Consider the following 13,999-nt stretch of genomic DNA (forward strand, 5'->3'; position numbering starts at 1 on the left):
CTAAAGATTCAATAACCTATAAAAGTCCTATTTGTATGAAAAAATGGCTTTTTCTATTATTATTGTTTCCTCTGACCTGTATTGCCCAGACCTATCAGTATCTTGGAGTAGAAGACGGGTTAAGCAACCGGAGAGTGTATTACATTCAGAAAGATAATGCTGGGTATATGTGGTTCCTCACACACGAAGGAATCGACCGGTACAACGGCAAAGAGTTTAAACGGTATAAATTAATGGACGGCGATAAAGAACTGAATTCGCTGTTAAATCTGAATTGGTTATATATCGATCCGGAAGGAACGTTGTGGGAAATCGGGAAGAAAGGCAAGATTTTCCGATATGACCATATTCATGACACTTTCGAACTCGTTTACAGATTGCCGATAGAGGATTTCCGGGATTTGCCGGCTCCGATCAGCTTCAGTTGGATTGACCGGAACAATCATATCTGGCTGTGTAACGAAGAAACGATCTTTCTCTACAATACCTGTACGGGACAGGTCACTCAAGTTAAAAATAGTCTCAGCGAAGCAATCAATGACATTGAGCAAATCGACGAATCCCATTTTTTCATTGGGACGGAGGTGGGAATTCACCATGCGCAACTGAAAGACAACACACTGCAACTTCTTCCTTGTGACAAACTGGACAATGTGAATATCCAAGTCAACGACTTGCACTTCGATCCCAAGATACGTAAGTTGTTCATCGGTGCCTTTCAACGGGGGATCATGGTTTACGACATGAAAACGAAAATGGTCACACAACCGGAAGTCAGCCTGAAAGACGTCAGCATATCACGAATTAAGCCCTTGAATGCCAAAGAACTACTGATCGCCACCGATGGCGGAGGTATCTATAAAATGAACGTTGAGACTTATCAGACCGAGCCATTTATTGTAGCAGACTACAACAGCTACAATGGCATGAACGGAAACAGTATCAATGATATCTATATAGACGAAGAGGGCCGAATATGGATGGCAAACTATCCGATTGGAATTACCGTGCAGAACAATCGTTATCCAAGCTACAAATGGATCAAACATTCTGTCGGCAACAAGCAATCCCTGATCAATGACCAAGTAAACTCCATCATAGAAGACAGTGAAGGGGATTTATGGTACGGCACCAACAACGGAATAAGCTTGCAGGAGTCAAAAACCGGTAAATGGCATTCATACCTCAGCACGTTTGAGAATGTACAGAATAGTAAAAACCATATATTTACGACCTTATGCGAAGTATCTCCCGGCATCATCTGGGCAGGCGGATATTTCTCGGGGATTTATCAGATAGACAAACGTACATCAAAGACAACTTATTTTACACCGGCTTTGTATGCCCGTGAGGATATACGTCCGGATAAATACATACGCGATATCCGGAAAGACTCTCATGGCTACATATGGACCGGGGGATATTATAACCTGAAGCGCATCAATGTACAAACCAAAGACATCCGGCTCTATCACGGACTGCACTCCGTGACTGCCATCATCGAAAAGGATGACAAAAGCATGTGGATAGGTACGGCAACAGGACTGCATCTTCTGGATAAAGAATCCGGAAAGTTCGAACGTATCCAGCTACCTGTAGAATCGACCTATATCTATTCCTTATATCAGACAAAGAAGGGATCACTGTATATAGGCACCAGTGGATCGGGAGTTTTGATTTATGATCCGCAGACAAAACTGTTTACCCATTACTATACAGGAAACTGCGCCATGATATCCAACAATATCTACACCATATTATCGGATGAAGACAACGAAATCCTGCTAAGTACGGAAAGCGGACTGACCAGTTACTACCCCAAGCAAAAGACCTTCTATAACTGGACTAAGGAAATGGGACTGATGACTACGCACTTCAATGCGCTGTCCGGCACTTTACGCAAAAACAACAACTTTATCTTCGGTAGTTCGGACGGGGCCATAGAGTTCAACAAAGACATGAAACTGCCCAGAACCTACTCCTCTAAGATGATTTTCAGTGACTTCAAACTGTTCTATCAGACGGTATATCCGGGAGACGAGAATTCACCGCTAGAGAAGGACATCAACGAAACCAAAGAGCTCAGATTAAAATATAACCAGAATATCTTTTCACTGCTGGTTTCTTCTATCAACTACGACTATCCTTCAAACATCCTTTATTCCTGGAAACTGGAAGGATTCTACGAGGAATGGAGCAAGCCCGGCAATGAAAGTACGATTCGCTATACCAACCTTGCTCCGGGAAAATATGTTTTGCGGGTACGGGCCATCTCGAATGAAGACCAGCGAATCATGCTCGAAGAAAGGAGCATTGATATTATCATCGCCCAACCTTTCTGGCTGACCGCCTGGGCAATGGTACTGTATGCCATTCTGATTTCTCTTATCGCTGTCATCATACTGCGCGTTCTTATTATGAAAAAGCAACGGAAAGTTTCCGATGAGAAGATTCACTTCTTCATCAATACGGCACATGACATCCGTACTCCGTTGACACTGATCAAAGCTCCTCTGGAAGACTTGCGTGAAAAAGAGGCTTTGAGCAAGGAAGGCATAGCCAACATGAATACCGCTCTACGAAATGTCAATGCCTTGTTACGCCTGACGACGAATCTGATCAATTTCGAAAGAGCGGATGTATACTCTTCGGAGTTGTATATTTCGGAACACGAACTGAATACCTTCATGACTGAGATATTCAACGCATTCCAGCCTTACGCCAATATCAAGCATATCAACTTTACATATGAAAGCAATTTCCGGTATATGAATGTGTGGTTTGATAAGGAAAAGATGGAATCTATCCTGAAAAATATAATTTCGAACGCATTAAAATACACACCGGAAAACGGTAACGTACAGATTTTCGTTTCCGAAAGCAATGATTCGTGGAGTGTAGAAGTGAAGGATACGGGAATTGGTATTCCTGCCAGCGAACAAAAGAAGTTGTTCAAACTTCATTTCCGTGGCAGCAATGCCATCAACTCCAAAGTGACGGGAAGTGGTATCGGACTGATGCTGGTATGGAAACTTGTCCGGTTGCATAAAGGCAAGATTAATCTGTCGAGTGTGGAAAATCAGGGATCGGTGATTAAGATATCGTTCCCTAAAGACAGCAAACGTTTCCATAAAGCACATCTCGCAGCACCAAGCAAGCGCCGGCAAGAGATAACAAGTACCACCAACGTGCCTGCCAGCATCTACGAGAATGTTCATAAAGAACAGAATCCCAATCATCAGCGAATTCTGATCGTAGAAGATAACGATGAGCTGCGCAACTATCTGTCGCAAACACTGGCGGAAGAATATACGGTGCAGAACTGCTGCAACGGAAAGGAAGCTATGACCATCATACCGGAATACAAACCGGAACTGGTTATCTCGGACATCATGATGCCGGAAATGAGAGGAGACGAATTGTGCAAGGCCCTCAAAAACAATATTGAGACATCGCATATTCCTGTTATCTTGCTGACAGCCCTGAATAATGACAAGGATATTCTGTCCGGCCTTGAAATTGGTGCCGACGAATACATTGTGAAGCCATTCAATATTGGTATCCTGAAGGCTAACATCTCCAATCTGTTGACGAACCGTGCCCTTCTGCGAAGCAAATACGGCAGTCTGGATATGGATGATGAGGATGATCACGAAGACGAATGCATCAACTGCTCACAGGATATCGACTGGAAGTTTATCGCCAATGTCCGGAAAAATATAGAAGATAATATAGATAATCCGGCTCTCACTGTAGACGTGCTTTGCAACCTGATGGGAATGAGTCGTACCAGTTTCTACAATAAACTCAGAGCATTGACCGATCAGGCTCCGGGCGATTACATTCGCCTGATCCGTCTGAAACGTTCGGTGAAATTACTGAAAGAAGGTACACACAGTATAACAGAAATTGCAGAAATGACAGGATTTAGTGATGCAAAGTACTTCCGTGAAGTATTCAAGAAGCACTTCAATGTAAGTCCCAGCCAATACGGAAAAGAAGGGAAGCCCCACAAGGAAGGCAGCAAGGCTGGAAAAGAAAACAAGTCCGATAAGGAAGGAGGAGAAAAAGAAGAATGAACATTTATCTCGAATCATTTGGAATCTTTTTTAAAATAGGTGCTTTCACCATTGGTGGAGGTTATGCAATGGTGCCACTTATTGAGAATGAAATCGTAACCAAACGGAAGTGGATAGCACAGGAGGATTTTATCGACCTGCTTGCTATCTCTCAGTCCGCTCCGGGTATCCTGGCGGTGAATATTTCAATCTTTATAGGATATAAGTTGCGCGGTATCCGTGGAAGTATTGTCACGGCACTGGGGACTATACTGCCCTCGTTTATTATCATTTTAGCCATCGCCCTCTTTTTCCATACTTTCAAAGACAACCCGATCGTAGAACGTATATTCAAAGGAATACGTCCCGCAGTAGTCGCACTGATTGCCGCACCGACTTTCACTATGGGCCGATCGGCTAAAATCAACCGATACAATTTATGGATTCCTGTTGTATCGGCCTCATTAATCTGGTTGTTGGGATTCTCCCCGATCTGGATTATCATTGCCGCCGGCGTAGGAGGCTTCTTATGGGGAAAACTTAAAAATTCACCTCTCAAAACTAAAAAGCAATGATTTATCTTCAGTTATTTTATACATTCTTTAAAATCGGACTTTTCGGCTTTGGCGGAGGATACGCCATGCTTTCGATGATACAGGGCGAAGTAGTAACCCGGTATGGGTGGGTAACTTCGCAAGAGTTTACAGACATTGTCGCCATCAGCCAGATGACCCCGGGACCTATCGGCATCAATGCGGCCACTTATGTAGGTTTCACATCTACAGGCAGTGTATGGGGATCGATTGTAGCTACATTTGCAGTTGTTTTTCCTTCTTTCATACTGATGCTGACAATCAGCAAATTCTTTCTGAAATATCAGAAACATCCCGTAGTAGAATCTATTTTTGCAGGACTGCGTCCGGCAGTTGTCGGATTATTGGCTTCCGCCGCACTGGTATTGATGAATACGGAAAATTTCTGTTCACCCAAAGAAGACACCTACTCTTTTATCATCAGCATCATCATCTTCCTGGTAACCTTTATCGGCACCAGAAAATACAAGACCAATCCGATATTAATGATAATTGCCTGCGGAATTGCAGGTCTATTATTTTATTAAATGATGAATGAAGAATGAAGAATGAAGAATTTTGCTGCGCTGTTTCGCTGCATAGTAATTCTTCATTCTTCATTCATCATTTAGTTTTTATAGTTTAACCTTCTTACTTACCGATTTTGACTCATTATGAATACGGTCGAGAGCTGTTACCACATAACGGTATTTTGTTTTACCGGTTTCATACGGAAGTTTGTAGAAAGGATTTCGGGTGATAGCCACGATACGTGACGGATCATCAAGATTCACTTTTTCTTTGGAACCGAAACGGTATACTACATACTGGACGGCTTTGTCCATTTCAGTATCCGCTTTTGGAGCAGTCCAGAAAAGTATATAGCCATCTTCTGTCCATACTTTTTTCATCTTGCGCACTTTGTCCGGAGCCTTATCGTCCATAAAATCGAATACCGGAATCAAAGCCGGATATTTATGGTATTCCTGTACTAAGGCATCACGATATTTTCCCGCGTTCTCAACTACGGCTGCCGCATACCATTGGCAACTTCCACCGATTGTCTGATAAGAACGTTGCAAAGCCATTTTACGTGGAAGCTGGTTGATAGAAGGATTCTTCGGATCGGCATGCTGAACAGTATTCATGACTGCCTGGCCGATAAATAACGGACGGTTTTCCGAATGCTTTGCCCACCAGTCAACCAATGTGGCATAATCGGCAGCCTTATGGCCTATTTCCCAATAAATCTGAGGAATATTATAGTCAATCCATCCTTCACGTGCCCAAAGCAGTACGTCGGCATAGAGATCATCATAGTTCTGCAATCCATTTGTATTGCTGCCCAACGGATCTGTTTTCTGATTACGGTAAATACCGAAAGGACTGATACCGAACTTCACCCACGGCTTTATGCCCCGAATGGTTTCATGAAGTTTCTTTATCAGAATGTTTACATTGCCACGACGCCAGTCTGCCTTGTTGTTGAAACCGCCTCCGTAACGGGCAAAGCTCGCATTATCCGGAAAATCGACTCCCTTGATAGGATAAGGATAAAAATAGTCGTCCATGTGGATAGCATCTACATCGTAGCGGGATACAATATCGGAAACAATCTTGCAGATATGCTCACGGCTTTCGGGAAGCGCCGGATCGAAATAAATCTGATCGCCATAAGTGACAAACCATTCCGGATGTTCATGATAAATATGTGTCGGAGCGAGTTGATTTTTCAATGAAGTCTTTACACGGTAAGGATTAATCCATGCATGGAATTCCATATTCCGTTTATGGCATTCTTCGATCATGAATTGCATCGGGTCCCACATCGGAGAAGGTATCTGTCCTTGTGTTCCTGTCAGGAAACGACTCCACGGTTCATATTGTGAAGCATACAAAGCATCCGCTTCGGGACGCACCTGAAAGATAATCGCATTGATGCCCGCTCCCTGAAGAGAGTTCAGCTGACCGACCAATGTCTGTTTCAGCTTCTCTGTCGGTACACCGCGGAACTGTCCGTTGACAGCTTGTATCCATGCAGCACGAAACTCACGTTTGGGATATGCATTGCCCGATGGCACTTGCGCTCTTGCTCCTGCCGCCAGAAGCAAAACCAATAAGAAAAGATAGTTTTTCAGATTCATAATGTTCTTGAGTCATAAAATAATGTGGTGCAAAGATAATAGAAGCAGACACTATCTCCAACTATTATTGAGGCCATTCGACTACAAATCTTGCACCACCCGCGTAGCTGGTGTCCAGACGGACATTTCCATCCACTAATTCCATGATCTGACGGATGATAGACAATCCCAGTCCGGTGCCCTGAGTGAAAGCGTCAATCTTCGCAAAGCGTTCGAAGATAGCATCCCGATAGTTCTCATCAATTCCGGGACCGGAATCTTCAATGATAAAGCGTACCAGATGATTCGGTTTGTCTTCCGCATAGCTGAGACGTATAAATCCGGATTCTGTAAATTTATTGGCGTTGTTCAGCAAGCCGAGAAGTACCCGTTTTATCCAAACCTCTACCGTACACAATGTTACCAAAGCGGAAGAAGGCGCATATTGCAGCTCTATTCCATCTTTCAGATTCTGACGAACCGCCTCCATACATTCCCGGCAACATGCATCCACATTGACCTGTTTCTTCGGCATATCATCCGTCTGGGAGTCCATATCGGCTATATCAATCACATTGTTCACCAAATCCAGCAAATACGCGTTGCTGCTTTCCATCTGACGGGCGTATTCTTCTATTTCTTCCTGTGTCAACCCGCCGGCAGCCATCAATGATGAAAAACCGATAATCGAATTGAGCGGAGTCCGGATTTCATGTGTAATATGCTGGATAAAGGAGCTTTTCATGTGGCTGGCTTTGACGACTGCCTTATTGGCCGCGTCCAGCTTCCGGTTCAGCGATAAAGAACGCATATAGTAGAAAGTGATAACGAGCAGTAAGGCCAGTATCAATCCCCCCACAATCAGGGAAGTTATGAAAAGATTGCGATTTACTTCCGCCCGCAATTCGAGTTTATCATGTTCCAGTTTGTCTACTTCAAACTGCACGGTATACTTGCTCAGCTGTTCATCCAGCTCTGCCGAACGAATGGAATCATTAATATGGGCATAGGATTTATATACTTCGCAGGCATCTTCAAAGCGCCCCATCTGTTCCATGAACTGAGCCTTCAGCAAATGATTGGCAGGATAACAACTACCCACCGAATGATGATAGTCCATCAATGAATCGAGATAAGTCAGTGCCATTTTGTGGTCATTCAATGTCCGGGCACAAAGTATCTTATATCCCAACCATCCCTCGCGGGGAAAAGTATTCATATTTTCGTGATAAAACTTATCCGCTTGGGCAATAAACGGTTCCGCTGCTTTTTTCCCTTTCAATGCCAGCGTGGCAATCACCTGAAACTGATAATAACGCATGGTAAGTTCCGGTCGGACAGGCATATTCTTACGCTTCATTTTTTCAATCAGCCCCGGCATACGGCCCAGATATTCTATCGCATTGGCATACTCTCCTCTTGCCAGATGAGTCTGAATGATATTCAACGATACCACGTAAGCGTCTTCATAAAAGCCGGCCTCAACAAAATGCTTTAATGCGGAAGAATAATATTCGAGACAAAGCTTGACATTATTGCTGAACATCCGATGGTTATATCCGATACACATTTCACCGCAAGCCATTCCGAAAGCACTTTTAGCCGCATCCGCATCCTTCTGGAGAAGTTCCGTTTCACGCATAGCCTCATCTTGCAACCCCTTTTCAGTCAGCAACTGAATATATTGGCGCCACTGCGTATAACGATTGTTGACATGACCGCATTTCAAACACCAGTCCATATATTCATAAGCGACTACTTTCAGGCTATCTGTATTCCTCAACCGATAATAATGGGAAGCAATCTGAGAATAGGCATTATCAATATTGACCGTATCGTTCTGCTGCCTTGCCAGACTCATATATTCCTGATAGAAAGGCATAAAATCCTTCTGACCTATTTTATTCGAGATACTGTCGGAAAGGGCTTCCAACCGTTTTTCTTTGTTTGTGCTACTAAAGGCGAAAGTAGATGCAAAACACAGAATGAATAAGCTAATAACCATCCGGATGTTTCTCACGATTCAAGTCAATTTGTTATTATTTTGAAATGTTTGTTGTAAAATCCGGACTAAGATACGCCATTTATCCGGAAGCAATTTCTTTTTATTACTAATTATAACATATCTTAACCCGGTCAAAAACCTTTCTTCTACCAATAAAATCGCTAACTTTGCCGACTATCATAAAAAAGGAGTATTTTATGTCAGAAAACAAACATATTTCAATCAAAGGAGCGCGGGTTAACAACCTGAAAAACATCGATGTAGATATTCCACGCAACAAGCTTGTTGTTATCACCGGATTATCCGGATCGGGGAAATCGTCGCTCGCTTTTGATACTCTCTATGCAGAAGGACAACGTCGTTATGTAGAAAGCCTCAGCAGCTATGCACGCCAGTTTTTGGGACGAATGAGCAAACCTGAATGTGATTTTATCAAAGGAATCCCTCCGGCAATTGCCATCGAACAGAAAGTGAACAGCCGCAATCCGAGATCTACCGTAGGAACTTCAACTGAGATTTACGAATATCTGCGCTTGCTTTATGCGCGGGTAGGACGTACATACAGCCCTGTCAGCGGAGAAGAAGTCAAGAAACATTCGACAGAGGATATCGTCAACTGTATGCTTTCGTATCCAGAAGGGACAAGATATACGGTATTGACCTCTATCCGCCTGCGTGAAGACCGTACACTGCAACAGCAACTGGAAATAGACCTAAAACAAGGTTTCAACCGGGTGGAAGTGAACGGTGAAATGAAACGTATCGATGAATACAAGCCGGTTCCGGGTGACGAGGTTTATCTGTTGGTAGACCGCATGGCAGTGGCAAACAGCAAAGATGCCATCAGCCGACTGACGGACTCTGCCGAAACCGCTATGTATGAAGGGGACGGCATGTGTATGCTACGCTTTTATCTGCCGGACGGAACAACCAAACTATATAGTTTCAGCACGAAATTCGAAGCGGACGGCATCACTTTCGAAGAACCGAATGATCAGATGTTCTCGTTCAACTCTCCGATCGGTGCCTGCCCCGTATGCGAAGGGTTCGGCAAAGTGATCGGTATTGACGAGCACCTGGTAGTGCCCAACCGTTCGTTATCCGTATACGAAGGGGCCATCGTCTGCTGGCGTGGTGAAAAGATGGGAGAATGGAAGGAAGAGTTGATTCACAATGCGGATAAATTCGATTTTCCGATTTTCACTCCTTACTACGAACTGACAGACGAGCAGCGCCGCACACTGTGGGAAGGAAACCAATACTTCCACGGCATCAACGATTTCTTCAAGATGCTGGAAGAGAACCAATATAAGATACAGTATAGGGTGATGTTAGCACGTTACCGGGGTAAAACGATCTGCCCGAAATGTCACGGCACACGCCTAAAACCGGAAGCAGGATATGTACGGGTGAACGGAAAAAGTATTTCTGAACTGGTGGATTTACCCATCACGGAATTGAAACAGTTTTTCGATCATTTGGACTTAAACGAGCATGACACACAGGTAGCCCGAAGGATCCTGACTGAAATCAACAGCCGTATCCGCTTCCTGATTGATGTAGGATTGGGGTATCTGACTCTAAACCGCCTCAGTAACTCACTGTCGGGTGGAGAAAGCCAGCGTATCAACCTCGCGACTTCACTCGGAAGCAGTCTTGTCGGCAGTCTCTACATTCTGGATGAACCGAGTATCGGTTTGCACAGTCGTGATACCGACCGTTTAATCCGTGTACTGCGCCAATTGCAGGAGCTCGGAAATACAGTAGTAGTGGTAGAGCACGATGAAGAAATAATCCGTGCTGCCGATTATATCATAGATATCGGCCCCAATGCCGGTCGTCTGGGAGGAGAAGTCGTTTATCAAGGTGACATGAAAGATCTCCGGAAAGGCAGCAATAGCTATACGGTACGTTATCTGTTGGGAGAAGAGGAAATTCCCGTTCCCGAACATCACCGTCCGTGGAATAATTATATCGAACTGACAGGTGCCCGCGAAAACAATCTGAAAGGGGTGAATGTACGCTTCCCTCTCAATGTGATGACAGTGGTCACAGGTGTTTCCGGTTCGGGCAAGAGTACGCTGGTGCGGGATATTTTCTATCGGGCGCTAAAGCGTGAACTGGATGAATGCAGTGACCGACCGGGAGAATTTTCTTCTATCGGGGGAAGTCTTCGTGACTTGAGAAATATTGAGTTTGTCGATCAGAACCCGATCGGCAAATCATCCCGCTCCAATCCGGTGACTTACATCAAGGCTTATGACGAAATCCGTAAGTTATGGTCGGAGCAACCACTGGCGAAACAGATGGGATACACAGCCGGACATTTCAGTTTCAACAGTGAAGGCGGACGTTGCGAAGAATGTAAAGGTGAAGGAACCATCACGGTAGAAATGCAGTTTATGGCAGACTTGGTACTAGAATGCGAATCCTGTCACGGTAAACGTTTTAAAGCGGATACACTGGAAGTGAAATTTCATGATAAGAACATCTATGATGTACTGGAAATGACAGTAAACCAAGCTGTTGAATTCTTCACCGAACATGGTCAGAAGAAGATTGTAAAAAGACTGCTTCCACTGCAGGATGTCGGGTTGGGGTATATCAAACTAGGCCAGTCCTCCTCTACCCTGTCCGGTGGTGAAAATCAGCGTGTGAAACTCGCGTTTTATCTGAGTCAGGAGAAAGCCGATCCAACCTTATTCATCTTTGACGAACCGACTACGGGGTTACATTTCCATGACATCCGCAAACTGCTGGATGCTTTCGACGCACTCATCCGACGAGGACACAGCATCGTCATCATCGAGCATAACATGGATGTTATCAAATGTGCCGATTACGTTATAGACCTCGGACCGGAAGGCGGAGACAAAGGCGGAAATATCGTTGCAGTAGGTACACCAGAAGAAGTAGCCGCTTGCGAAGCAAGCTATACCGGGCAGTTCTTGAAAGAAAAACTTTCATAAAATGAAAAACTAAAATAATGAAGAATGAAAAATGAAGAATTCTGCTGCGCTATCAAGCTGCATAGGAATTCTTCATTCTTCATTCTTAGTTCTTCATTTAAAAGTAGAATCCGAATCCGATCTTAATGCCGAAGCGTGACATGTCGCTATCGTTAAAGCGCCATTTGTAATATACGGCAGGTTCGATGGTTACGGTGCGAGAGAGGAAATAGGCGTATCCGGCTTCGATACCCAGTCCCCAATCGGTACGATGAGATCCACCGTCGTAACGGAAGCGGTTCCAGTCGAGACCACCACCCAGATAAACACCTGTGGAGTTAAAGTAAAAACGCATGCCTGTACCTAATGTGTATTCGTCTACAGGTTTGGACCAGTCGGCACCGAGATTTACCATCAAGGCAATACCATCGGCAAGAAATGTACCGGCTTGCGCACCAATACCAAACGTTGCTTTATCATTCTTATTATACGAGAAATCTAATCCTGTTACAGAAGGATTAAGAATCATTTTTCCTTTCTCAAACTGAGCTTGGGCAGCTATCGATACCACCAGCAGACAAATAGCTAAAGCTAATTTCTTCATAAATTTACTTTTTTAAGTGAATAGATTGTTCGTCTTTTTTACGACTTTCGTTCATTTGCTCCTCTTTACGGCGTTCACGCATTTGTTCCTTCTTCCGAAGCACCAGCCAAAGCAAGAGAACGATAGCATAAGAGCCTACCACTGTAAGAATCTTCTCTGTCTGACTGACTTCCGTGTTACGAGGTAACAAATAGGCCGCCGTTACTGATACATAAATAAGGAATGCAATAGCAACTCCTGTCGATTTCTTTATTTTCTTCATTCTGATAGTTTTCTAATTTTTTGTTTTCCCAACCAGATAAAGAACCAAGCAATAGCTACCACTACGCATCCTATACCGATACAGTAGGAAACTATATGCGAAAGTCCCAGACCTTCGGGAGCAATACATATATAAGTAGAACAAACACTTGTCATAAATAAGGCGGGTATCAGAGTGATCCAGTAAGGCTTTTTAGCTACCACAAGGTAGACTGTTATAGCCCACAGGGTGAACACCGCCAATGTCTGATTGGCCCAGGCAAAATAACGCCAGATCATATTAAATCCGTCTGCATCACGCAAGCTATAAAGAAGCAAGCCGATAGCTACCGCAAACATCGGGATACAGATGTATAAACGGCGACGCATGCTCTTTTGTTCCAGTCCCAGAAAGTCCGCAACAATCAAGCGGGCAGAACGGAAAGCGGTATCTCCCGAAGTAATCGGAGCTGCAATTACTCCTAAGATGGCAAGCACTCCACCCACAGCACCCAGCCAGTCTTTTGTGATGGCATCTACTATTACAGAAGCATTGTTCTCTTCCATTCCATTTTCATGGAAGAAATAAGTGGCTGCTGCTGCCCAGATCAAGGCTACGATGCCCTCGGTGATCATTGCTCCATAAAAAACAGGACGTCCATGACGTTCCGAAGTCATACATCGGGCCATTAAAGGACTTTGCGTAGCATGGAAACCGGATATGGCACCACAAGCGATACTCACAAACATAATCGGGAAAATAGGCAGTTCACTCGCATCCGGATTGGTATTCTGCAATCCGTCCCAAAGTTCGGGCAGAGCAGGATGATTAACATATAACATCACCAGAATACCGACTGCCATAAACAGCAAGGCAACTGCAAATAACGGATATATTTTGCCGATTATCTTATCAACCGGAAGTAGTGTAGCCAGAATATAATAAAGGAAGACAACAACAATCCAAAAGGTAGCATCCAGACTTTCCGGAGTCAGCTTTGCCAGCAGCCCGGCAGGTCCGGCTACGAAAACAGAGCCGACCAGAATCATCAGAAGGACGGTAAATCCACGCATGATCTGCTTGGTAGTCAGTCCCAGATAACGACCTATGATTTCGGGAAGACTCTCCCCTCCATGACGCAAAGAAAGCATTCCGGCAAAATAATCGTGAACAGCGCCTGCAAAAATACTTCCCAATACAATCCACAGATAAGAGGAACTGCCAAACTTTGCTCCCATAATAGCACCGAATATCGGACCCAGTCCGGCAATATTAAGGAATTGAATCATGAATATTTTCCAGGTAGGCAGCGGGATATAGTCTACTCCATCGGCTTTGGTAAGAGCCGGGGTTTTACGGTCGTCCGGACCAAAGACGCGCTCCATCAAGCGCCCATACGTGAAATAGCCTGCTATCAACGCCAGCAGGCACAGGGTAAATGTAATCAT

The 13,999-nt window shown here is 44.3% G+C and carries 9 protein-coding genes; 4 read left to right on the top strand and 5 right to left on the bottom strand.

Annotated features, from left to right (window positions below):
* Positions 1-35 precede the first annotated feature (35 nt).
* From BLW31_RS05025 to BLW31_RS05035, 3 genes are read left to right on the top strand one after another with little or no spacing between them, the layout of a single operon-like run.
* On the top strand, positions 36-4,079 hold the full coding sequence (locus tag BLW31_RS05025) for a hybrid sensor histidine kinase/response regulator transcription factor (protein WP_029425655.1): 4,044 nt from the start codon (positions 36-38) through the stop codon (positions 4,077-4,079).
* On the top strand, positions 4,076-4,633 hold the full coding sequence (locus BLW31_RS05030; RefSeq protein ID WP_010538957.1) for a chromate transporter: 558 nt from the start codon (positions 4,076-4,078) through the stop codon (positions 4,631-4,633). The genes BLW31_RS05025 and BLW31_RS05030 overlap by 4 nt, the downstream gene beginning before the upstream one ends.
* Entirely contained in the window at positions 4,630-5,178 is a 549-nt protein-coding gene (locus BLW31_RS05035) for a chromate transporter (protein WP_010538958.1), read from the top strand. The genes BLW31_RS05030 and BLW31_RS05035 overlap by 4 nt, the downstream gene beginning before the upstream one ends.
* 87 nt (positions 5,179-5,265) lie before the next feature.
* On the opposite strand, the gene BLW31_RS05040 is transcribed toward BLW31_RS05035, so the two are convergent.
* Both BLW31_RS05040 and BLW31_RS05045 read right to left on the bottom strand, forming a co-directional pair.
* Complete coding sequence (locus tag BLW31_RS05040; RefSeq protein WP_010538959.1) at positions 5,266-6,774, bottom strand: glycoside hydrolase family 10-like protein; 1,509 nt, start codon at positions 6,772-6,774, stop codon at positions 5,266-5,268.
* A 64-nt stretch (positions 6,775-6,838) separates the two neighbouring features.
* Entirely contained in the window at positions 6,839-8,758 is a 1,920-nt protein-coding gene (locus BLW31_RS05045; protein WP_010538960.1) for a sensor histidine kinase, read from the bottom strand.
* Between the two features lie 197 nt (positions 8,759-8,955).
* On the opposite strand from BLW31_RS05045, the gene uvrA reads away from it, so the two are divergent.
* Positions 8,956-11,727 (top strand): excinuclease ABC subunit UvrA, encoded by a 2,772-nt coding sequence (gene uvrA, locus BLW31_RS05050; protein ID WP_010538961.1) that lies wholly within the window; start codon positions 8,956-8,958, stop codon positions 11,725-11,727.
* A gap of 97 nt (positions 11,728-11,824) precedes the next feature.
* Here uvrA and BLW31_RS05055 read toward each other — a convergent pair whose 3' ends face one another.
* From BLW31_RS05055 to BLW31_RS05065, 3 genes are read right to left on the bottom strand one after another with little or no spacing between them, the layout of a single operon-like run.
* Complete coding sequence (locus tag BLW31_RS05055) at positions 11,825-12,310, bottom strand: outer membrane beta-barrel protein (RefSeq protein WP_010538962.1); 486 nt, start codon at positions 12,308-12,310, stop codon at positions 11,825-11,827.
* Between the two features lie 4 nt (positions 12,311-12,314).
* Positions 12,315-12,572: a hypothetical protein gene (locus tag BLW31_RS05060; protein WP_010538963.1), complete on the bottom strand. Its 258-nt coding sequence runs from the start codon at positions 12,570-12,572 to the stop codon at positions 12,315-12,317.
* Positions 12,569-13,999 carry a carbon starvation CstA family protein gene (locus BLW31_RS05065; protein ID WP_010538964.1) on the bottom strand — a complete coding sequence of 477 codons (1,431 nt, stop codon included), beginning with the start codon at positions 13,997-13,999 and terminating at the stop codon, positions 12,569-12,571. The genes BLW31_RS05060 and BLW31_RS05065 overlap by 4 nt, the downstream gene beginning before the upstream one ends.

It is taken from the genome of Bacteroides faecis MAJ27 (assembly GCF_900106755.1).
In the GTDB taxonomy this organism is placed as follows: Bacteria; Bacteroidota; Bacteroidia; order Bacteroidales; family Bacteroidaceae; genus Bacteroides; species Bacteroides faecis.

Bases quoted from the DNA above. Each gene is read 5' to 3' on its own strand.
- BLW31_RS05025 (WP_029425655.1), top strand. From the start codon at position 36: ATGAAAAAATGGCTTTTTCTATTATTATTGTTTCCTCTGACCTGTATT.
- BLW31_RS05030 (WP_010538957.1), top strand. From the start codon at position 4,076: ATGAACATTTATCTCGAATCATTTGGAATCTTTTTTAAAATAGGTGCT.
- BLW31_RS05035 (WP_010538958.1), top strand. From the start codon at position 4,630: ATGATTTATCTTCAGTTATTTTATACATTCTTTAAAATCGGACTTTTC.
- BLW31_RS05040 (WP_010538959.1), bottom strand. From the start codon at position 6,774: ATGAATCTGAAAAACTATCTTTTCTTATTGGTTTTGCTTCTGGCGGCA.
- BLW31_RS05045 (WP_010538960.1), bottom strand. From the start codon at position 8,758: ATGGTTATTAGCTTATTCATTCTGTGTTTTGCATCTACTTTCGCCTTT.
- uvrA (WP_010538961.1), top strand. From the start codon at position 8,956: ATGTCAGAAAACAAACATATTTCAATCAAAGGAGCGCGGGTTAACAAC.
- BLW31_RS05055 (WP_010538962.1), bottom strand. From the start codon at position 12,310: ATGAAGAAATTAGCTTTAGCTATTTGTCTGCTGGTGGTATCGATAGCT.
- BLW31_RS05060 (WP_010538963.1), bottom strand. From the start codon at position 12,572: ATGAAGAAAATAAAGAAATCGACAGGAGTTGCTATTGCATTCCTTATT.
- BLW31_RS05065 (WP_010538964.1), bottom strand. From the start codon at position 13,999: ATGATTACATTTACCCTGTGCCTGCTGGCGTTGATAGCAGGCTATTTC.